Raw genomic sequence first — 20,628 nt, 5'->3', positions numbered from 1 at the left:
AGCCGGGCGATGCTGCGCGCCGAGACCGGTTCGCTGGCTGCCGCCGCCGACGACGCCCAGCTGGCGTTCGACCTGCACGACACCGTCGAGGACCGCGGTACGGACTTCCACCCCGCGGCGCACCTCGTCACCATCGCCCATGCCCGGCTGCACTCCGGGCGCCTCGCCGAGGCCGAGGACGCCGCGGACCGCGGACTGGAGATGGCGCAGCGCGACGGGTCCCACGCCCTCGCCGCCTGGTTCCCGGTCCAGCACGGCCATGCCGCGCTCGCCCGGGGGCGGGTGGCCACCGCCGAACGGATGTTCCGCGACGCCGCAGTCCACGCCGCGACGACCGGCCAGCCCGCCGCCGCGGCGAGCGCCCTGGCGGGCCTCGTGCTCGCCCGCGCCCAGCAGGCCGCTCCGTCCGATGAGGACACCCTGGCGGCACGGCTGGACGAGGCGATCGCACGGGCACCCCGCTCGGCGGAGCTGCACCGTGCCCGGGGCTGGATGCTGACCGGTCAGGGCAGGCTGGCCGACGCCCGCCACACCCTGCTCTCGGCCGCGCAGGAGAGCCTGCGTCGGGGCCGGTGCGCCGAAGCGGTGGCGTTGCTGCACGACGGCGTACGCATCGGCGATCTTGAGGGTTGCGGGCGGGAGCTCGTCGCGGCCGCCGCGCGCGTCGACGGCGGCCTCGCGTCCGCCCGTGCCGCCCACGCCCGCGCGGCGCTGCGGCGGGACCCGGCCGCACTGGCCGCGGTCGGCGAGATCCTCGACGGGTACGGCATGCGGCTGCTCGCGGCCGAGTGCCTGATCGCGGCGGCGGTGCAGCACCGTGCCGACGGCGGTCAGCGGGCCGCGACCGGGCTGCTCGCCAGGGCGGCGGCGATCGTCGAGCGGTGCGAGGGCGCACGCACCCCCGGCCTGCTCGCGGACACCGGACACGTGCCGCTCAGCGAGCGGGAGCGGGAGATCGCCACGCTCGTGACCGGAGGACGGAGCAGCCGCGAGATCGCGGCCGCGTTGTTCCTCTCCGTCCGGACCGTCAACAACCACCTGCAGAACATCTACGGCAAGCTCGGCGTCAACAGCCGGGGGGAGCTGTCGGCGCTGCTCGGCGGCGGTGCCCGAGCACGAGAGGACGGCCGGCAGTGACTCCCGAGGAGGTCGAGCTGGTCCGTTCGGGTGCCGAGGCGCTGCGGCCGCACCTGCCCGTCGTGGCACAGGACTTCTACCGCCGGCTCTTCGCCGCCGATCCGGCGCTGCGCACCATGTTCACCAGCGATCCGGTGCTGCAGCAGGAGAAGTTCGCCGACGAACTGGACACGATCGTCGGCTCGATCGCGCGGTTCGACGAGTTCCTCGACCGGACCCGGCTGCTCGGCGCCCGGCACGCGGGCTACGGGGTGCGGTTCCGCCACTACGGCGAGGTCCGCGCGGCGCTGTTCGGCGCCTTCGCGGCGGCCCTCGGCGCAGGGTGGACGCCGGAGGCGGAACGGGCCTGGCAGCGGGCCTACGACATGATCGCCGAGGCCATGCTGCTGGGATCGGCACCATCCCGCCCCCAGCACACATGGCCTCGGTGATCGACGGACGCCCGGATCAGCCGAAGGCGCGCAGCTCGTAGATCCGGGTGGCGCCGTCCGCGCCCTGGGTGGGGGTGCTGACGGCGAGCCGGACGTAGCGGCCCGAGACGCCGCTGACCGGGTGCACGGTGCTCGCCGCCGTGTTGGCGGTGACGGCCACGGCCTGGCGCCAGGTCGAGCCGTCGTCGGAGACGGAGATCGTGAACGCCCTGGTGTTGTAGGCGGCCTGCTCGCCGCCGGCCTGGGCGTGCGCGAGCTCGAACCGGCTGATGGCCCGGCTGCTGCCTAGGTCCACCTGCAGCCAGGCACCGGCGACCGAGGAGCAGAACTTGTCGGAGTTGCCGCCGCCGGTGCTGCCGTTGACCGCCTTCTCCGGCCCCTCCGACGCGCCGCAGCTCGCGCTGCCGGTGGCCGGGCGGCCCTGGGCGAGGTTGGTGCCCGTCCCGGTCGGTGCGCCGACGGCGATGTTGTCGAACGCGGCCGCGGCGTTGAAGACGCGTATCCCGGTGGCGCCGCCGGCGTAGGCGGTGTCGGTGACGCTGATCTTCGGGGTGGCCATGTCGCCCGCGTACACCCTGATGGACGATCCGACCGCGGTGATGCGCAGGTGGTAGGCCGTGCCGACGGCGACGGTCATCGCTGCCGACCCGAGCTGCGTCCAGTTGTTGGCGGCCCGGCCCAGCTTCACGGCGCCCGCCGGGCTGATCCCGGCGTAGTAGCCGCGGTAGCTGTCGGCGCCGACGGCGGGCTGGGTGACCCGGAACGCCACCCCGGCGTCGCCGCCGCCGGCGGTCACGGTGACGTCGGCGTCGTAGGTGAAGTCGCCGAAGTTCGTGTCCAGCAGCGCCTTGCCGCCCAGCGAGTTGTCGGCCTGGTAGCGGCCGTTCGTCGCGGTCCACCCGCCGCCGTAGGTCTTCCAGCCCAGCGCGTTGCCGTCGGCGAAGTTGTCCTTGACCCGCATCGTGATCCGCTGGATCGTGCCGTCGGAGTTGAACACCATCCGGTCGTAGGCGAGCTGGCGGTGGTTGCCGTCGGTCTCACTCAGCGGCCGCCGGTGGTAGAAGATGTACCACGTGTCGGTGCCGGGCACGTTGACCACCGAGTTGTGCCCGGAGCCCTTCGCCACCGCCGCGTCCTGCGCGAGCACCTTGTCCAGCTTCGTGAACGGCCCGGTCGGCGACGCGGCGATGGCATAGGAGACGGAGTAGTCGGGACCGGTCCAGCCGCCCTCGGACCACATCAGGTAGTAGCGCCCGTTGCGCTTGAACATCTGGGCGCCCTCGACATAGCCCGACGGCGTGATCTCCTTGTACGTGCTGCCGTCGGCGAACTGGCCGAGGCTGGTCATGTCGGCGTTGAGCTTGACGACGTTGGCGTGGCCCCAACCGCCGTAGTACATGTAGGCCTGGCCGTCGTCGTCGATGAAGACATCCTGGTCGATGGGCTGTGCGCCGTTGACGAACTGGCTGACCAGCGGCCGTCCGATCGCGTCGGTGTAGGGGCCCTGCGGCTGGTCGGCAACGGCGACGCCGATGCCGCCGAGGCTGGAGTTGTTCTGGATGTCGTTGGCGGCGAAGTAGAGGTAGTACTTGCCGTTGCGCTGCACCGGCGCGGGCGCCCACATCGCGTAGGACGCCCAGGAGACGCGGGCGGTGGTGAGCACGTTGGGGTGCTTGGTCCAGGTGACGAGGTCGGTGGAGGAGAAGGCGTCGAGGTAGGTCTGTTCCGAGTAGCCCTTCGACGTCGTCGGGAAGACCCAGAAGGTGTTGTTGTAGACGGCGGTGTCGGGGTCGGCGTACCAGCCGTCGGTGAAGGGGTTGCCCGCCTCGGCGGTCGTGTAGTCGGGCGGCGCGGCTGCGGCGGGCGAGGGGAGGCCGAGCTGGGCCACGACGAGGGCGGCGGAAGCCAGGGCGGCGGCGAGCTTCGTACGGGCGTTCATCGGGGGCGGCTCCGATGTTCGTGCGCTGGGACGGGCGCGGAGTGGGTGCGCGTGCGGCGCCGGCTGGGACGGCCGGCGCCGCGAACGCACATGTTCCCAAGAGATTGCACGCGATGCGACACGCAGTCAAGAGTGTGAATACATCACGGTCCGATGGGGCTCCGCTGGTCAGCTCGGTTCGAACTGCTCGACGCGGGACTTCGGCACCCGGCCGAAGAGCTTGCGCCCCGGCCACTCGCTCGCCGATCCGACCACGGTGAGCAGCGCCGGTGCCAGCAGGGACCGGACGATGAACGCGTCGATCAGGATCCCGACGGACAGGGCGAACGCGAGCTCCTGGAACGGCCGGAGCGGCACCAGGACGAGCAGGCCGAAGCTGATCGCGAGGGTGAACGCGGCGGTGCGGATCGCGCGGGCGGACTCGGGCAGGGTGAGCGCCAGCGCCTCTCGCAGCGGGCGTTCCCGGGCCTCCTTCCATGCCGGGCCGATGCCGAAGATGTTGTAGTCCGAGCCGAGCGCGAGCAGCAGCACGGCCACCGCGAACGGCACGTAGAAGGTCAGGCCGTCGCCCCCGAGGACATCTTGGAACAGCCAGGTGGTCAGGCCCAGGGTGGCGCCGATCGCGAGCACGCTGCACCCCAGGAGCAGGACCGGGGCGATCACCGCGCGCAGGAACAGCATCAGGAACAGCAGGTTGGCCAGGAGCGCCGCGATCGCGATGCGGCCCAGGTCCTGCGTGGTCTGGTCGATGATGACCTTCGCCACGGCGGTGTCGCCGCCGAAGCTCGTCTCCACTCCGGTCAGCCCGGCGTCCTTCACCAGGCCGGGCAGGGCGGCGTCGAGCCGCGACAGGGTCTGCACTGCGGTATGGCCCAGCGGCTCGTCGGACATGATCAGCAGGTAGCGGGCGGCGGAGCCGTCGCGGGAGCGGAACAGGTTGAGGTTCTCGGGGATGGCGGCGTCGCCGGGCCCGATCACCGCCGACACTCCCGGTACGCGGGCCAGCGCCTGCTGCAGCCGGGTCAGCTCCGCCTCCCGGGAGGCCACCCCCGACCCCTGCACCAGCAGCTCCGTCGGCGACAGGATGCCCTCGGCGAAGCCCTTCTCGGCCTGGGCCGCCGCCTGCCGGGCCGGGTGGCTGGCGGGCAGCGCCTCGACGAAGGACACGCCCAGGGTGATGTGCTGCAGCGGCAGGGCGGCGATGATCAGGACACCGGTGCAGACCAGCAGCACCGGCGCGCCGAACCAGCGCCGGGTGAGCAGGCGGGACCAGCGTCCCGAAGGCGCCTCGTCGAGGACCGGCTCGACCGGCCGGCCCAGGACGGTCTTGCGCCGCAGCGGCGACCGCAGCGCCGCCGGGCCCAGGATGGCGAGCAGCGCCGGGACGAGCGTGACCGCCACGAGCATGCCGATGAGGACCGCCAGGGCCATGCCGGGCCCGAACGCCTTGAACGCAGGCGACTTCGCGACGATCAGGGCGCCGGTGCCGGCGGCGGCGGTCGCCCCGGCGGTAACGATGATCGGCGTGAACCGCGCGGTCGCCCGCCGCGCCGCTTCGAGGCGCCCGGCACCCTCGCCGAGCTGTGTTCGCACCGCGGACAGGTAGAACACCACGTAGTCGGTCACGACTCCGAGCAGCAGCGCCACGAGCAGCGGTTGGGTCTCCTGCGGGACCGGCACCCCCATCCGCAGGGCGAGCGCGCCGCCGACGTGCAGGGTCAGCAGGATGGCGACTCCGGCGACGGCGAGCGCGAGCAGGGGTGCCACGATCGAGCGGAAGGCGATCGCGACGATGAGGAAGACGGCGGCGACGGTGGCGAGCTCCAGCCAGGGCAGCGTGGAGAGGACGAGATTGCCCTGCTCGACGCGGGCCGGAACGGAGCCGGTCACCCCGGCCACGTGGTCGTCGGCGTCGTAGTGGGCGGCGGCGAACTGTTTCGCGGCTTCGAGCTGGTCGGCGAAGGTGACATCGGGGGCGGTGAACAGCAGCGTGATGATGGTGGTGCTGTTCTCCTTCGATCCCGGGACCAGGCCGAGCGTGTTGGTGACGGGCACCGCGGCGATGATGGGCTTCGCGTCGGCGTAGGTGCCCTCGGTCACGGCCCGGGCCCGGGCGATGGCCTTGGCCTGCGTCGCCGCCGACAGCCCACCGGGATCGCGCTGCACCACGGCGACCCGGCTCAGCAGCGGGAAGCCGAACTTCTCGAACGAGCGGATCTCGCTGCGCACCGCCGGGTTGTCGATCGAGATCAGCTGTCCCAGGTCGCTGCCGCCCTGGCCGATCGCGGGCAGGTAGATCATGGACGCCCCGGCGGCCGCGACCCAGAACGCCACGATCACCCAGCGGAGCCACACCACGCAGGCGGCGTACCAGTCCAGCAGCCAGCTCGGGTGCCACCGCCGCCGGGGCGCCTGCTCATCCGTCACCGGGTTCGACCTGCTGAACCGCATCGCCGTCCTCCTGCTCGGCAGCTGCCGTGCCGACCGTCATCGGCACCGGCGGACCGGGCCCTCGTACGACGGATCGGCCCTCCGGCCCGGGCGACCTGAGCGGCGCTGCGCGGCTCCCATTACCCTCCGCACCGCATCGCTACGCGGGATCGGTGTCGCAGATCTGCGGAGGGTGGAGTGCCCTGCCCGGGTGGACCTCAGACGCCGGGCAGGGCACTCCACCGGACTGTCACAGCGTCGTCAACGCCCAGCTGTTGATGTAGCCGGTGTCGCTGGTCGCCGCGTCCTGCACCCGCAGTGTCCAGGTCCCGTTCCGGAGCTCGGGGGACAGGTTGAGCGTGTAGGACTGGTTGATGTTGTCGGTCGCCCCGCCGGTCCGGTTGTGCAGCACGTAGAGGCTGCCGTCCGGGGCGACGAGGGTCACGACGAGGTCGCCGATGTAGGTGTGCACGATCTCCACCGTGACCGTGCTGGTCGGGGAGGCGTTGCCGGGGCATCCCGACAGCACGATGGTGGAGTTCACCGTGGTGTTGTCCGGGATCGGCACGTCGGCGGGGTTGGTGCCGGCGCAGACCGGCGTACTCCCGACGAGGTTGATCGTCCACGAGTCGATCGTGCCGACATCGGCGGAGGCCGCGTCCTGCACGCGCAGCTTCCAGGTGCCGTTCGCGGCCTTGCCGGACAGGTTGACCGGGTAGGTCTGGTTGATGTTGTCGGTCGCGCCGCCGGTCCGGTTGTGCAGGATGGAGGCGGTGCCGTCCGGAGCGATCAGCGACACGACGAGGTCACCGATGTAGGTGTGCAGGATGTTGACCGTGACGGTGGAGGTGGCGCTCGCGTTGCCCGGGCAGCCGGAGATGACCACCGGTGATTCGACGGTGGACAGGTCGGGGATCGCGATGTCGGTGGCGTTCGTCTGCGAGCAGCCCGCCGGGCCGTTGACCGTCAGGGTGAAGGTGGTGGTCCGGGTGCTGGAGGTACCGGTGCCGGTGACGGTCACCTGGTAGGTCCCCGGCGGGGTGGAAACGCTGGTGGCGATGGTCAGCGTGGACGTGCCGCCGTTGGAGCTGATCGAGGTGGGGCTGAAGGCGGCGGTCGCTCCGGACGGCAGGCCGGCGGCGGCCAGGGCGACCGTCTGCGCGGTGCTGCCGCTCTGCGTGGCGCTGATCGTCGTGGTCAGCGCCGAGCCCGGGTTCACCGAGCCGGATGTGGGCGAGGCACCGAGGACGAAGTCCGGCCCGCCCGGGCAGGCCGCGTCGGCGCCGGGCACGTTGACCGAGGTCCAGGCCTTCTGCACCGCGACATACTCCGTGCCGCAGAGGCCGAACAGGTCGGCCGCGGCGGCGAGGGTGTATGCGCGGGACGTGTTGGCCGGTGCGGCCGTGTTGACGTAGGAGGTGTTGGACGTGAAGTAGACGTCCAGCGCCCGGAACCAGATCCGCTCCGCCTTCGCCCGGCCGATGCCGGTCACCGCCGCCGCGGAGCCGCAGAGCGGGCTCGTCCCGTACGGTGTGGCGCCGCTGCCCTCGGCCAGGTTGAAGTAGAAGTGGTTGGCGACGCCCGAGGAGTAGTGCACGTCGATGCTCTTGGTGCTGGTCGACCAGCACCCGTGGGAGGAGCCGTCGAGCGTCGGGTTGTACATGTAGCGCAGCGGGGTTCCGTTGCCGTTGATGTCGATCTTCTCGCCGATCAGGTAGTCACCCGGGTCGGCCGGTGCCGCGGCGTAGAACTCCACCATGCTGCCGAAGATGTCGCTGGTCGCCTCGTTGAGACCGCCGGACTCGCCGGAGTAGGTCAGGCCGCCGGGAACCACGTTCTCGGTGACGCCGTGGCTCATCTCGTGGCCCGCGACGTCCAGGGAGACCAGCGGCCTGCCGAGCCCGTCCCCGTAGGTCATCTGCGTGCCGTCCCAGAAGGCGTTGACGTAGTTGGTGCCGTAGTGGACCCGGGAGGTCACCCCGGCGCCGTTGCCGAAGATGCCGTTGCGGTTGTGCACGTTCTTGAAATAGTCGAAGGTCGCGGCGGCGCCGAAGTGCGCGTCGACGCCGGCTGACGCCCGGTCGGCGTTGGTGCCGTTGCCCCAGACGTTGTCCGCGTCGGTGAAGACCGGGCAGCCGGGGAGGCCGGCGTCGCAGGTGCGGCCGTTGCCGTGCGACGGGTCGATCATGCTGTAGATGCCGCTGCCGAACGTGGTGTCGATGGTGACGGTGCCGGAGTAGAGCGAGTTCCCGGTGCCGTTGACCTCCATCACCTCGTCGAACGAGCCGAGCACGGCGCCGCTCGTCGCGTCGGTGATGACGTGCAGCACCGAGGGGGTCTGCCCGTCCGGCCGCCGGCCCTTGACGACGGTCTCCCAGGCGAGCCGGCCGGTGCCGGTGCTGGCGTCGACGAACTTCTCCGGGCTCTCGACCGTACCGACGGTTCCCGCGAACGCGGCGCGGGCCGTCCGCGCGGCCTGGGCTGCGGTGACCTCGGCCGTGGTGGACAGGGACAGCGCGTTGACCAGCCCGACCGACGCGCCGTCGTAGCTGCCGTCCGCGTTGCTGTGCACCACGAAGTCACCACCGTGAACGCGCAGGCCCTGGTAGGTGCGGGTGTAGCGGACATGGCTGGCGCCGTCGGCGTCGCTGTGGACGCTGTAGATGGCATAGGCGTCCGACCCGGTGGCGCGGATGTCCGCCGGGTGCGCGGCGATCGCCTGTGCGGCGAGGGCCGTCGGCGAGGAGCTCCGGCTCGGCGGTGCGGCCTGGGTGGCGGATGCCGACACCGCCACGGACGCGACCAGCACGGTGGCGGCGCAGGCGGTGGCGAAGGTTCTCTTCATGAATCCTCCCCGGACTCAACCCACAACGATAGTCATGGTTATCTATGAATACCGGAAGGGCATGGCCGAGCGACAGGCCTGCGTCGATTAAATTTGACGAATTCGGATCGGTCGATCGAGCGGCCGCCACGGCGGCGCCGTCCCGTCGGGTCCGGTCAGCGAGCGCGGAGGACCGGCCGGTCGGCGCTGCCCGCGGCGGCGAGGAGGCGGGGCGCGTCGCCGTCGGCGTGCCCGTGGATCCGCAGCGCGTTGCGCCCCAGGTCGAACGCCTCCTGGATGGTCCGGCCGTGGGCGACACCCTGGTAGAACCCGGCCGCGAACCGGATGGCGGTCTGGTCGAGCACCCGCCGGTGCATGCCCACGCACGGCACGTGCTCGGCGATCGCCCGGGCCTGCTCCTCCGTGTAGCAGGCGTTGAGGAAGACGCAGCGCAGGCCGCCCTGGAGGATCCGGATCAGCTCGCTCAATGCGGCCGGGGGTACGAGGCGCGGGTGGCCGCGGTCGTCGGTCACCACGATTCCCGACGACTCGGTGCCGTGCCCGCTGAAGTGGGCGATCGCCGGGCGGTGGCGCAGCAGGGCGTTCTGCAGGTCGCCCAGGCGGACGGCGTCGGCGGTGCGTACCTCCACCAGGCTCCGGGCCTGCGCGTGGACGAGGGCGTGGTCGATCTGGCGGCGCTCCTCGTCGAGCCGCAGGGGCTCGTTCCGGCTGGGGTTCGCGCTCATGAGCAGGATGACCGCCGGCGGCTCCGGCTCACCTCGCCCGGGTTCCCCGCGGCCGGCGTGATGGACGATCTTGTCGCCCATCACGTGGTCGCCGCCGTACTTGTTGCCGTGAATCGTGTCGCCCATGGGTACCTCGCGTCGGCCGGTGGAGATGTGGACATCTGACGGACGAGACCGGCCTGCTGTCCGTCAGATGTCCGCAGACGGCCTGTGCGGCCTGAAGTCGAAAGGCGCGATGGTATGGGAGTCAAGCACAGCGAGATCGAGTTCCGGATCAGCCGCCGGACGATGTGGGTGGGCGACCAGGCGTACCCGCTGCAGGGCATCACCCGGGTCCGGCCGATCGACGTGAAGCCCCGGCGCGGGCGGATGGTCGGACGGTACGCGCGCAAGGCGGGTGCCTGGGTGGGGCTCGGTGTGCTCGGCCTGCTGGTGATCGGCTGCGCGGGCGACTCCCTGCCGCCGGTGGTGCCGGCGGCCTTCGCCCTGCTCGTCCTCGGTGCCCTCGCCTATCACACCGTGCAGCTGCTGCGCGGCCTGACGCTGCCGCCCCTCTACATCCTCAGCGTGGCGACATCGGGCACGGCCCAGGCGGCGCTCGTCAGCACCAACCGCGAGCAGATCCACGAGCTGACGCACCGGGTCGTCGACGCGATCGACAACCCCACCATGGAGTACGCCATCCGCGTCGACCACATCGAGATCCACGGCGACAACGTCCACGGCCACAAGTTCGACGGCGACTATGTCAACGGCGGCAAGACCCTCGTCGACGGCTGGGGCTGACCCCCGACCGCTGGGGCACGGTGCCCGCGCCGTCCGACAAGTCGACATGTTTGTGACGAACTATGTGAGCGCTCCCAATCGCCGACGGGTCAATCGATCCAGCTCTCCGCCCACGCCTTCCTTCTAATGACAATCTTCGATATAAACATTGTTACGTGGCTACACCCCCGGCCACGCCAAGGGAGGAAAGACGTGAAGGTTCGCAAGAGTTATCTGGCCGCGACCACGATGGTCGCGACCTTTGTGATGGTGGCCGCGGCCACCACTCAGGCCAGCGGCGCAGCCGAGCCGGCATCCGTGACGTCGTTCGACGCGGTCAAGGCCGCCACCGCGAACGCGGAGGCACTGGTGGCGGCCCGCCCCGACGCGATCATGAGCAGCGCCGGCGAGGCGTACGCCCACGGCAGCGCGATCAGCGCCAACGGGCTCAACTACATCGCCTACGAGCGGACCTACCAGGGCCTGCCTGTCATCGGCGGCGACTTCGTCGTCGTCACCGACGCGGTCGGCAAGGTGATCCTCACCTCGGTGGCCCAGGAGAGCCAGATCGGCACGATCGCCACCACCCCCGCGATCAGCGCGGCCGCGGCGGAGCGCGTGGCCCGCAAGCAGCTGGCGAAGGTCAGCTCGGTGGAGCCGACCCGCCTCGTCGTGTCCACGCTGACCGGCGCGGCCAAGCTGGCCTGGCAGACCACGGTCGTCGGCACCGGTGCTGAGGGCTACAGCCGCCTCACCGTCACGGTCGACGCCAAGAGCGGCGCGGTGCTCGACAAGCTGGAGCGCGTCCTGAGCGGCACGGGCAACGGCAACTGGGAGGGCACGGTCACCGTCGCGACGAAGCTCAGCGGCGGCACCTACTCCCTGTCCAGCCCGAACACGACCAACATGCCCTGCCAGAACGCGACGGGCAACGTCACCTACACCGGCTCGGACGACGTGTGGGGCAACGGTGTGGGGACCAACCGGGAGACCGGCTGCGTCGACGCGCTCTACGGCGCGGAGAAGATGGCCTCGATGCTCAGCGCGTGGCTGAACCGCAACGGCATGAACGGCTCGGGCGGCGCCTGGCCGATCCGCGTTGGTCTGAACCAGGTCAACGCCTACTACGACGGCTCGCAGGTCCAGATCGGCAAGAACAACGCCGGTGCCTGGATCGGCGCGACCGACGTGATCTCCCACGAGATGGGCCACGGCGTCGACGACACGACGCCCAGCGGCATCTCGCGCAACGGCACCCCAGGAGTTCATCGGCGACGCCTTCGGCGCGGCGGTCGAGGCCTACGCGGCCAACCCGAACGACCCGGCCGACTACACGGTCGGCGAGGAGGTCAACCTGACCGGCGGCGGACCCATCCGCAACATGTACAACCCGTCGCTCAAGGGGCACCCGAACTGCTACTCCAGCAGCATCCCGAGCACTGAGGTCCACGCCGCCGCCGGACCCGGCAACCACTGGTTCTACCTGGCCGCGGTCGGCAGCAACGCCTCCGGCCAGCCGGCGAGCCCGACCTGCAACGGCTCCACGGTCACCGGCATCGGCATCCAGAAGACGATCAAGATCCTCTACGGCGCGATGCTGCTGAAGACCTCGTCGAGCAGCTACCTCAAGTACCGGCTCTGGACGCTGCAGGCGGCCAAGAGCCAGTACCCCGGCAGCTGCGTCGAGTTCAACGCGATCAAGGCCGCTTGGACCGCGGTCAGCGTCCCGGTCCAGTCGGGCGAGCCGACCTGCTAGTAACGGCGCCAACGGGGCGGGCGGCCGGATGGCCGCCCGCCTTTTACTTACCTACATCAATGGATTCTTAAGCGCTTCTCAAAGGGGCGCGGGCAGAGTCGTGCTCGCCATGACGAGCATTCACCCTTCCGCAGCGGGACCCGGCGGCACCGGCGCCGGGGCGATCCGCGCGCCCCTGTCCTCCGCGCAGCAGCGGCTCTGGTTCCTCGACCAGCTGATCGCGCAGCCGTCCGCCTACAACGTGCCCGGCATGTACCGGGTGCGCGGCCAGATCGACGACGGCGTGCTGCGGCGCGCCCTCGCCGAGCTGATGCGCCGCCACCAGTCCCTGCGCACCGGGTTCCCGCAGGACACTGGACGGCCGTTCCAGCTGGTCCTGCCGGCGGACGCCGTGCCGGTCCCGCTCACGGTGCAGGACCTGCGGGCGCTGCCCGCCACGGTCCGGCAGGAATCGATCCGCGCCAACGCCGAGCACCAGGTGGCGCAGCCGTTCGAGCTGGCACAGGCCCCGCTGTGGCGGGCGGTCCTGCTGCGCCTGTCCGAGCGGGACCACCTGCTCCTGCTGACGCTGCACCACATCATCGCCGACGGCTGGTCGCTGCCGATCCTGCTCGACGAGCTCACCCGGACCTATGCGGCATTCGCCGCCGGGGAACCGGCACCGCTGCCGGATCCGCCGATCACCGTCGTGGAGTTCGCCCGGTGGCAGCGGGAGCAGCTCACCGAGGAGCGGGTGCGCGGGCTCACGGCGTACTGGCGGAGTGTTCTGGACGGCGCGCCGAGGGCGCTGACGCTGCCCGCCGACCGTGTCCGGCCGGCGGTCGCCAGCTATCGCGGCGACGCGGTCGAGTTCGTGCTCCCCGCCGACCTGCACGCCGCCGTGCAGGAGCTCGCCCGCGGCCTGCGGGCGTCGCCGTTCATCGTGCTGCTGTCGGTGTTCGCGCTGCTCCTCGGCCGGTACGCCGGTCAGGACGATGTCGTCGTCGGCGCTCCGTCGGCCGGGCGCACGCTGGTCGAGCACGAGGGCCTGGTGGGCTTCTTCGCCAACACGGTGCCGCTGCGGGTGGACCTCGCCGGGGACCCGCCGTTCGCGGCGGTCGCGGCCCGGGTCCGGACCACCGTGCTGTCGGCGCTGGACCACGGCGAGCTGCCCTTCGAACGCATCGTCGCGGCGGTCGAACCGGTCCGCGACCTGGCCCGGCACCCGATCTTCCAGGTCCTGTTCGCGATGACCGCGCTCGCGCCGAGCTGGGAGGCGCCGGGACTGCGGCTGGAGTCGCTGACGCCGGTGCGCAACCACACCGCCAAGTTCGACCTGTCGCTGATGCTCTTCGACGAGGGCGGACACCTGAGCGGGACAGCCGAGTTCGCCACCGACCTCTTCGACCGGGCGACCGTCGAGCAGTTCGTGGACCAGTTCGTCGAGCTGACCCGGACGGTCGTCGCCACGCCCACCGCCGCGATCTCGCAGCTCCCGGTCCTGTTGCCGCTGGTGGCGGCCCCGGCGACAGCCGTCGCAGCGCTCGATCCGACAGCGGTTTCGGACTACTCGCCGCCACGGACACCAACCGAGGCGACGCTCGCGGGGATCTGGCGGGCGGTGCTCGGCGTGGAGCGGGTGGGCGTACACGACAACTTCTTCGACCTCGGCGGTCATTCGCTGCTGGCGACCCAGATCGTCGCGCGGGTGCGCGCGGCGTTCCCGGTCACGGTGAGCCTCGCCACCCTGTTCGAGTCTCCGACCGTCGCCGGGCTCGCGGCCGCCGTGGCGGCCGCCTCGGCGGACGCACCACCACCTGCGGCGATCATGCCGGCACAGCGTGTGGCGGCATCCACCGTCTCACCCACCGAGGGGGCACAGCAGTGACATCAGAGACCCACATCGCGGTCATCGGCATGGCGGGCCGGTTCCCCGGCGCCGCCGACCTGGAGCAGTTCTGGGCCAACCTGGCCGGCGGCGTGGAGAGCCTGCGCCGCCTCACCGACGACGAGCTCCGGCGGGCCGGCGAGGACCCGGCGCGCCGGAACGATCCCGGCTACATCCCGGTCCAGGGAGTCCTCGACGAGGCGACCGGATTCGACGCGAAGCTGTTCGGCTACTCGCCCCGCGAGGCGATGCTCATCGACCCGCAGCAGCGCGTGTTCCTGGAGTGCGCCTGGCACGCGCTGGAGGACGCGGGCTACGACCCGCAGGGCTACCCCGGCGACATCGGCGTCTACGGCGGCTGCTCACCCAGCACCTACGCCTACCAGGTCTGGCTCGACGGGAAGGAGACCGTGTCGTCGCTGGACGAATACCAGGTGACGATCGCCACCGCACCGGACCACCTGACGAGCCGGGTCTCCTACAAGCTCGGGCTGACCGGTCCGAGCGTCGCGGTCATGACGACGTGCTCGACCTCGCTGGTCGCGATCCACCAGGCGGCGCAGTCGCTGCTCGGCGGCGAGTGCGGCATCGCCCTGGCCGGTGGCGCGTCGGTCGGTGTCCCGGCCCGCGGCTACCTCTACCGGGAGGGCGGCACGCTCTCGCCGGACGGGCACGTGCGCACCTTCGACGCGGCGGCCGCGGGGATGGTCGGCGCCGACGGGGTCGGGGTCGTCGTGCTCAAGCGCCTCGACGAGGCGCTCGCCGACGGCGACCGCGTTCGGGCCGTGCTGATCTCCTCCGCCGTGGGCAATCTCGGCGCCGAGCGCGCCGGTTACACCGCACCCAGCGTCGTCGGCCAGACGCGGCTGATCCGATCCGCGCTGCGCCTGGCGGAGGTCGAGCCGGACACGATCAGCTACATCGAGGCGCACGGCACCGGCACCCGGGTCGGCGATCCGATCGAGCTGGCAGCGCTGACCAGGGCGTTCCGTGCCAGCACCGACAAGGTCGGATTCTGCGCCGTCGGCTCGGTGAAGACGAACATCGGGCACACCGACGCGGCCGCGGGAGTGGCGAGCTTCATCAAGACGGTGCTGGCGCTGGAGCACCGGCAGATCCCGCCGAGCCTGCACTTCACCACCGGCAACCCGGAGATCGACTTCGACAACAGCCCGTTCTTCGTCAACACCGAGCTGCGCGAGTGGCAGGGCGAGGGCGGGCCGCTGCGGGCCGGGGTCAGCTCGTTCGGCCTGGGCGGGACGAACGCCCACGCCATCCTGCAGGAGGCGCCGCCGCGCCCGACCGCCCCGGTCGCGAGGTCGGCCCGTCTGCTGACCCTGTCGGCCGCGACCGGATCCGCGCTCGACGCGATGACGGCGAACCTCGCCGAGCACCTCAGCGCTCCCGGCGTCGACCTGGACAGCGTCGCCTACACCCTCCAAACAGGACGACAATCCCTCACCCTTCGCCGGTACGCCGTGTGCACCGACCCGGCCGACGCCGTCGCCGTGCTGACCGGCGCGGTCGACGGCCGCCTGGCGACGGCGACGCGCCCGGCGAGCAAGCGCCCTCTGGTGTTCCTGTTCCCGGGGCAGGGTGCGCAGCACCTCGGCATGGCCCGGTCCCTCTACGACCAGGTGGCACCGTTCCGATCCGCCGTGGACGAGTGCGCCGAGCTGCTCGTCGAGCACCTCGGGCTGGATCTGCGGCAGCTGCTCCGGCGCTCCGACGACGCGGCGGCCGAGCAGCTCACCCGGACCGCCATCGCCCAGCCCGCCCTGTTCACCATCGAGTACGCGCTGGCCCGCACGCTGATCGGGGCGGGCGTCGTGCCGTCGGCGATGCTCGGGCACAGCGTCGGCGAGCTGGTCGCGGCGTGCCTCGCCGGAGTCTTCACCCTGCCCGACGCGCTGCACCTGGTGGCGCGGCGCGGACGGCTGATGCAGGACCAGCCGGGCGGGGCGATGCTCGCCGTCTCCCTCGCCGAACCGGACCTGGCGCGGCTGCTGCCGGCCGGGCTCGCCGTCGCCGCCGTCAACGGCGCGGACCGGTGCGTCGTCTCCGGCCCGCACGACGCGGTGGACGCCTTCGCCGCGCTGCTCGCGACGCTGGCGGTGCCGACGACCCGGCTGCGCACCTCGCACGCGTTCCACTCGGCCCTGATGGACCCGGCGGGCGGTGAGTTCGCCGCCGCGGTCGGCCGCACTCCGCGGCAGCCGCCGTCGGCTCGCTACATGTCCAATGTGACCGGTGACTGGATCACCGCCGAGCAGGCCGTCGATCCCGGCTACTGGGCCGATCACCTGCGGTCCACGGTGCGGTTCGGCGACGGGCTGACCACGGCGGCCGGGCTCGGCGCGCCCATCCTGCTGGAGGTCGGGCCGGGGCAGAGCCTCACCGGACTGGCCCGCAGACAGCTCGGCGCCGACTGCACCGCCGTCGCGACGCTGCCCCGGGCGGGTCGGGCCGACGACGATCTGGCGACCTTCCTGGCGGCGCTCGGGCAGGTGTGGGCGTCCGGATGCGCGGTCGACTGGGCGGCGCTGCACGATGACCGGACCCCGGTCCGGGTGCCGGTGCCGCTCTACCCGTTCGAGCGGGTCGAGCACGTGCTGCCGATCTACGCCGCAGCCGCGCCGGTCCGGCCCGCAGCGGCCGCTGCCGCCGCCGTGGAGCCGGTGCGCCCCACCGGGCGCGACGAGCCCGCCGGCACCGTGCAGGAGCGGGTCAGCAGGCTGTTCGGCGCCGTCCTCGGCATGGAGACCGTCGCCGGTGACGCCGACTTCTTCGAGCTCGGCGGCGACTCGCTCACGGCCACCCAGCTCATCTCGCGGACGAGGGACGCGTTCTCGGTCGCCGTGCCGCTCGACAGCGTCTTCGACCACCCCACGCCGGGCGAGTTCGCCGAGGCGCTGGCCGAGCTCCTGGTCCGCACCGACGCGGTGACCGGCGGCGACAAGGAAGGCAGGGCATCATGACGATCGCGTCCGAGGCGGGGGTACGGGAGCTCCCGCTGACCTTCGCGCAGCAGCGGCTGTGGTCGCTGGACCAGCTCGTGCCGGGGATGACGGCCTACAACATGTATGCGCCGTTCCGGATGCGCGGACCGCTGGACCACGACGCGCTGCAGTGGGCGTTCACGCAGGTGGTGACCCGGCACGAGGTGCTGCGGGCCACGTTCCCGTCGGCCGACGGCGAGCCGGTGCAGCGGGTCGCGCCGCCCGGCGAGCTGGCGCTGGCACATCTCGACCTGAGCGGGCTGCCGCTGCCGCAGGCCGAGCAGCGGGCCCGGGAGCTGGTGACCCGGTGGCTCGACGAGTCCTACGACCTGGCGAACGGCCCGCTGATCAAGGCGCGCCTCATCCACCTCGGGCCGCGCGACCACATCCTGGTGCTGCTCTACCACCACATCGTCTGCGACGGCTGGTCGCTGAACATCATCTTCGACGAGCTCGCCGCGCTCTACGGCGCCCGGCTGACCGGCGCGCCGGATCCGCTGCCGCCGCTGCCGACCCAGTACGGCGACTACGCGGCCTGGCAGCGCGGCACCCTGACCGACGACTACCTCGCCGAGCACCTGGACTTCTGGCGGGCGAAGCTCGGTGACGCCCCGGCCCACCTGGACCTGCCCACCGACCGGCGCCGCCCGGCGGTGCAGCAGTTCGACGGCGAGCGCTACCACCTGACCGTCGCGCCCGACATGTGGAGCCGGGTCCAGGCGGCCGCCCGCTCCTATCGGGTGACCCCGTTCATGCTGCTCTACGGCTGCTACGCGGCGCTGCTGTCGCGCTGGTCGGGGAGCACCGACTTCCTGATCGGCGTACCGATGGCGGCCCGGCTGCAGACCGGGGTGGAGCCGCTGGTGGGCAACTTCGTCAACATCCTGCCGATGCGGGTGGACCTGGCCGGCGACCCGACGATCGGCGAGTTCGTCCGCCGGATCCGGGGCGCCACCCTGGAGTACTTCGCCCACCAGGAGGTGCCGTTCGAGAAGCTGGTCGAGGTGCTGCGGCCGAACCGGACCACGAGTTACAGCCCGCTGGTCCAGATCATGTTCACGCTGCAGAACCTGCGCCCGGTGCTGCCCGGCTTCCCCGGCGTCGACGTCGAGGTGTTCCGGGTCGAGCTCAACACCTCGTTCCTGGACCTGTGGCTGGAGTTCGCCCCGCGCGGCGACGAGGCGACGGCGACCTTCCGCTACATGACCTCGCTGTTCGACGGCGCGACGATCGTGCGGATCGCGGCGGCGTTCGAGCGGTTCCTAGCGGCCTTCACCGCCGAGTCGGGCCTGCGCCTGTCCGAGCTGCCGCTGCTGGGGGAGCAGGAGCGGGCCGTGGTCCGCGACGAGTGGTCGCGGTCGGCTCCGGCGGTCACCTCGGAGCTGCTCGTGCCGGACCTCATCGCCGAGGCGGCCCGGCTGCACCCGGACCGGACGGCGGTCCGGTCGGCCGGGCGGTCGCTCACCTATCGCGAGCTGGACGCCCGCGCCAACCAGGTCGCGCATGCCCTGATCGGGCGGGGGATCGGGCCGGAGAGCGTCGTCGGGCTGCACCTCGATCGCGGTCCGGAGTTCGTCACCGCGATGCTCGGCGTGCTGAAGGCGGGCGGCGCCTACCTGCCGCTCGACCCGGCGAGCCCGCCGGACCGGATCGCGCGGATGGTCGCGATCGCCGGGGCCGCCCTGGTCCTCGACCCGCCCGGCCTGGACCGGCTCGACCTCGCCGAGCAGCCGGTCGGGCCGCCGGTCGTGCGACGGGATCCGGACCACCTCGCCTACGTCATCTTCACCTCCGGGTCCACCGGCGATCCGAAGGGCGTCGGCGTCGGCCACGCGGCGATCGCCAACCGTCTGCTGTGGATGCGCGACGCCTACGGGCTGCAGCCGGAGGACAGGGTGCTGCACAAGACTCCGGCGACGTTCGACGTGTCGGTGTGGGAGCTGCTGCTGCCGCTGCTGACCGGGGCCCGGCTGGTGCTCGCCGAGCCCGGCCGCCAGGGCGACCCCGACCACCTCGTCGAGCTGATCGAGGCGGAGCGGGTCACGATCACCCACTTCGTACCGCCGATGCTCGCCGCCTTCCTGGACAGCCCGGACGTGGGCCGCTGCACCAGCCTGCGCCTCGTCGTCTGCAGCGGCCAGGCCCTCCCGCCCGAGCTGCGGGACCGCTTCACCGGGCTGCTGCCCGCCCGGCTGGAGAACCTCTACGGGCCCACCGAGGCGGCCGTCGACGTCACCGCCTGGCGCTGCGACACCGAGACCGGGCGGCACATCGTCCCGATCGGTCGCCCCATCGCCGGGGTGCAGACCTACGTCCTGGATGCCGGCCTGGGCCTGGCCCCGATCGACGTCCCCGGCGAGCTCTACCTCGGCGGTGTCGCGCTGGCCCGGGGGTACGCGGGCCGGCCCGACCTGACCGCCGACCGGTTCGTCCCGCACCCCTTCGCCACGACCCCCGGCGAGCGGCTCTACCGCACCGGCGACCAGGTCCGGTGGCGGGCGGGCGGGGTGCTGGAGTACCTCGGCCGCAACGACGAGCAGGTCAAGATCCGCGGTTACCGGATCGAGCCCGGCGAGATCCAGGCGGCGCTGACCGGCCATCCCCGCGTACGCCAGGCGCTCGTCGTCGGCCACCAGACCACCGGGGACCACCAGGAGCTCGTCGCCTATCTCGTCTGCGACCAGCCCGCTCCGGACGCCGCCGAGCTTCGCCGGTGGCTGGGGCAGCGGTTGCCCGCGTACCTGGTGCCGACGGCATTCGCCCAGCTGGAGGCGTTCCCGCTGACCCGCAACGGCAAGGTCGACCGGGCGGCGCTGCCCGCACCCGACGGCCGCGTCCGCGCCGTCACCGGCTTCGCCGCCGCCGCCACCGGCGTCGAGGTGCTGATCACCGAGGTCTGGGCGGAGCTGCTCGGCCTGACCGAGGTGGGCGTGCTCCACAACTTCTTCGACCTCGGCGGCAACTCGCTGACGATGTCCAAGGTCCGCGCCCGGCTCGCCGCCCGCCTGGGCCGGGAGATCCCGATGCTCGCCCTCTACGAGCACCCGACCGTGAGCTCGCTCGCCCGCCATCTCGACGGCGGCTCGCAGGCCGAGGCCGACCTCGCCGCCGCTTTCCCGCACCTGCGCCCAGGACGCCGCAGCGTCTAGCAATGCTCCAGAGAGGACGGATAATGTTCGAGGACGATGACGACCGCCGATATGTGGTGGTGCGCAACCACGAGGACCAGCACTCCATCTGGCCGGAGGACCACCCGGTCCCGCCGGGCTGGCAACCGGTCGGCGCCACCGGCACCAAGGCCGAGTGCCTGGCCCACATCACCGAGGTCTGGGTCGACCTGCGCCCCCGGAGCCTGCGCGAACGGATGGGACGATGACCGTGTCCACACCAGACAGCCTGTGGCGGCACGCCGACTTCCGGCGCCTGTGGGCCGCCGAGAGCGTCAGCCAGCTCGGCACCCAGGTCAGCCTCATCGCGCTGCCCCTGATGGCGATCATCGCGCTGCACGCGACGCCGTTCCAGGTCGGCCTGCTCACCGCGGTGGAGTTCCTGCCGTTCCTGCTCGTCGGCCTGCCGGCCGGGGCATGGGTGGACCGGATGCGCCGACGGCCGGTCCTGATCGCCGCCGACCTCGGCCGGGCCGCCGCGCTGCTGATCCTGCCCGCCGCCTACCTGCTCGACCTCCTGCAGCTGTGGATGCTCTTCCCGGTGGTCTTCCTCGTCGGGGTGCTGAC

General features: G+C 71.9%; 12 protein-coding genes and 2 pseudogenes. 10 read left to right on the top strand and 4 right to left on the bottom strand.

Going from position 1 to position 20,628, the window contains the following annotated elements; translation table 11 throughout:
- On the top strand, positions 1-1,137 hold a 1,137-nt coding region (locus F4553_RS39980), incomplete at its 5' end, for a helix-turn-helix transcriptional regulator (RefSeq protein WP_246468076.1).
- Positions 1,134-1,568 (top strand): globin domain-containing protein, encoded by a 435-nt coding sequence (locus F4553_RS39975; RefSeq protein WP_184847566.1) that lies wholly within the window; start codon positions 1,134-1,136, stop codon positions 1,566-1,568. The genes F4553_RS39980 and F4553_RS39975, both read left to right, overlap by 4 nt.
- Positions 1,569-1,584: 16 nt before the next feature.
- On the opposite strand, the pseudogene F4553_RS39970 reads toward F4553_RS39975, so the two are convergent.
- The 4 genes and pseudogenes from F4553_RS39970 to F4553_RS39955 form a co-directional block, all read right to left on the bottom strand.
- Positions 1,585-3,378, bottom strand: a pseudogene (locus tag F4553_RS39970) (family 43 glycosylhydrolase); the annotation flags it as partial.
- A 297-nt stretch (positions 3,379-3,675) separates the two neighbouring features.
- The gene (locus F4553_RS39965; RefSeq protein ID WP_184847563.1) at positions 3,676-5,958 is read right to left on the bottom strand and encodes an MMPL family transporter; all 2,283 of its coding nucleotides are present in this window, start codon (positions 5,956-5,958) and stop codon (positions 3,676-3,678) included.
- Between the two features lie 229 nt (positions 5,959-6,187).
- On the bottom strand, positions 6,188-8,782 hold the full coding sequence (locus tag F4553_RS39960; RefSeq protein ID WP_184847561.1) for a proprotein convertase P-domain-containing protein: 2,595 nt from the start codon (positions 8,780-8,782) through the stop codon (positions 6,188-6,190).
- A gap of 155 nt (positions 8,783-8,937) precedes the next feature.
- On the bottom strand, positions 8,938-9,633 hold the full coding sequence (locus F4553_RS39955) for a CHAT domain-containing protein (RefSeq protein WP_184847560.1): 696 nt from the start codon (positions 9,631-9,633) through the stop codon (positions 8,938-8,940).
- 114 nt (positions 9,634-9,747) lie between these two features.
- On the opposite strand from F4553_RS39955, the gene F4553_RS39950 reads away from it, so the two are divergent.
- The 8 genes and pseudogenes from F4553_RS39950 to F4553_RS39920 form a co-directional block, all read left to right on the top strand.
- A complete protein-coding gene (locus F4553_RS39950; protein WP_184847558.1) occupies positions 9,748-10,293 on the top strand; it encodes a DUF6232 family protein in 546 nt (181 codons plus the stop codon).
- Positions 10,294-10,419: 126 nt separating this feature from the next.
- Positions 10,420-11,430, top strand: a pseudogene (locus tag F4553_RS41620) (M4 family metallopeptidase); the annotation flags it as partial.
- Positions 11,431-11,539: 109 nt separating this feature from the next.
- Positions 11,540-12,028, top strand: a complete 489-nt coding sequence (locus F4553_RS41615) for a M4 family metallopeptidase (RefSeq protein ID WP_312875578.1) — start codon at positions 11,540-11,542, stop codon at positions 12,026-12,028.
- Positions 12,029-12,137: 109 nt separating this feature from the next.
- A complete protein-coding gene (locus tag F4553_RS39940; protein WP_184847556.1) occupies positions 12,138-13,895 on the top strand; it encodes a condensation domain-containing protein in 1,758 nt (585 codons plus the stop codon).
- Entirely contained in the window at positions 13,892-16,873 is a 2,982-nt protein-coding gene (locus tag F4553_RS39935) for a type I polyketide synthase (protein ID WP_184847554.1), read from the top strand. The genes F4553_RS39940 and F4553_RS39935 overlap by 4 nt, the downstream gene beginning before the upstream one ends.
- Positions 16,870-20,043, top strand: coding sequence for a non-ribosomal peptide synthetase (locus F4553_RS39930; RefSeq protein WP_184847552.1), 3,174 nt, complete (start codon positions 16,870-16,872; stop codon positions 20,041-20,043). The genes F4553_RS39935 and F4553_RS39930 overlap by 4 nt, the downstream gene beginning before the upstream one ends.
- A 23-nt stretch (positions 20,044-20,066) precedes the next feature.
- Positions 20,067-20,270: an MbtH family protein gene (locus F4553_RS39925; RefSeq protein WP_184847550.1), complete on the top strand. Its 204-nt coding sequence runs from the start codon at positions 20,067-20,069 to the stop codon at positions 20,268-20,270.
- Positions 20,267-20,628 (top strand): MFS transporter (locus F4553_RS39920; protein ID WP_184847548.1); only part of this gene is annotated, 362 nt, incomplete at its 3' end. The genes F4553_RS39925 and F4553_RS39920, both read left to right, overlap by 4 nt.

Origin of the sequence: Allocatelliglobosispora scoriae, from assembly GCF_014204945.1 — a bacterium.
GTDB classification, from domain to species: domain Bacteria; phylum Actinomycetota; class Actinomycetes; order Mycobacteriales; family Micromonosporaceae; genus Allocatelliglobosispora; species Allocatelliglobosispora scoriae.
Note: the sequence above shows the minus strand (reverse complement) of the source record. Positions and strands in the feature narration are given on the sequence as shown.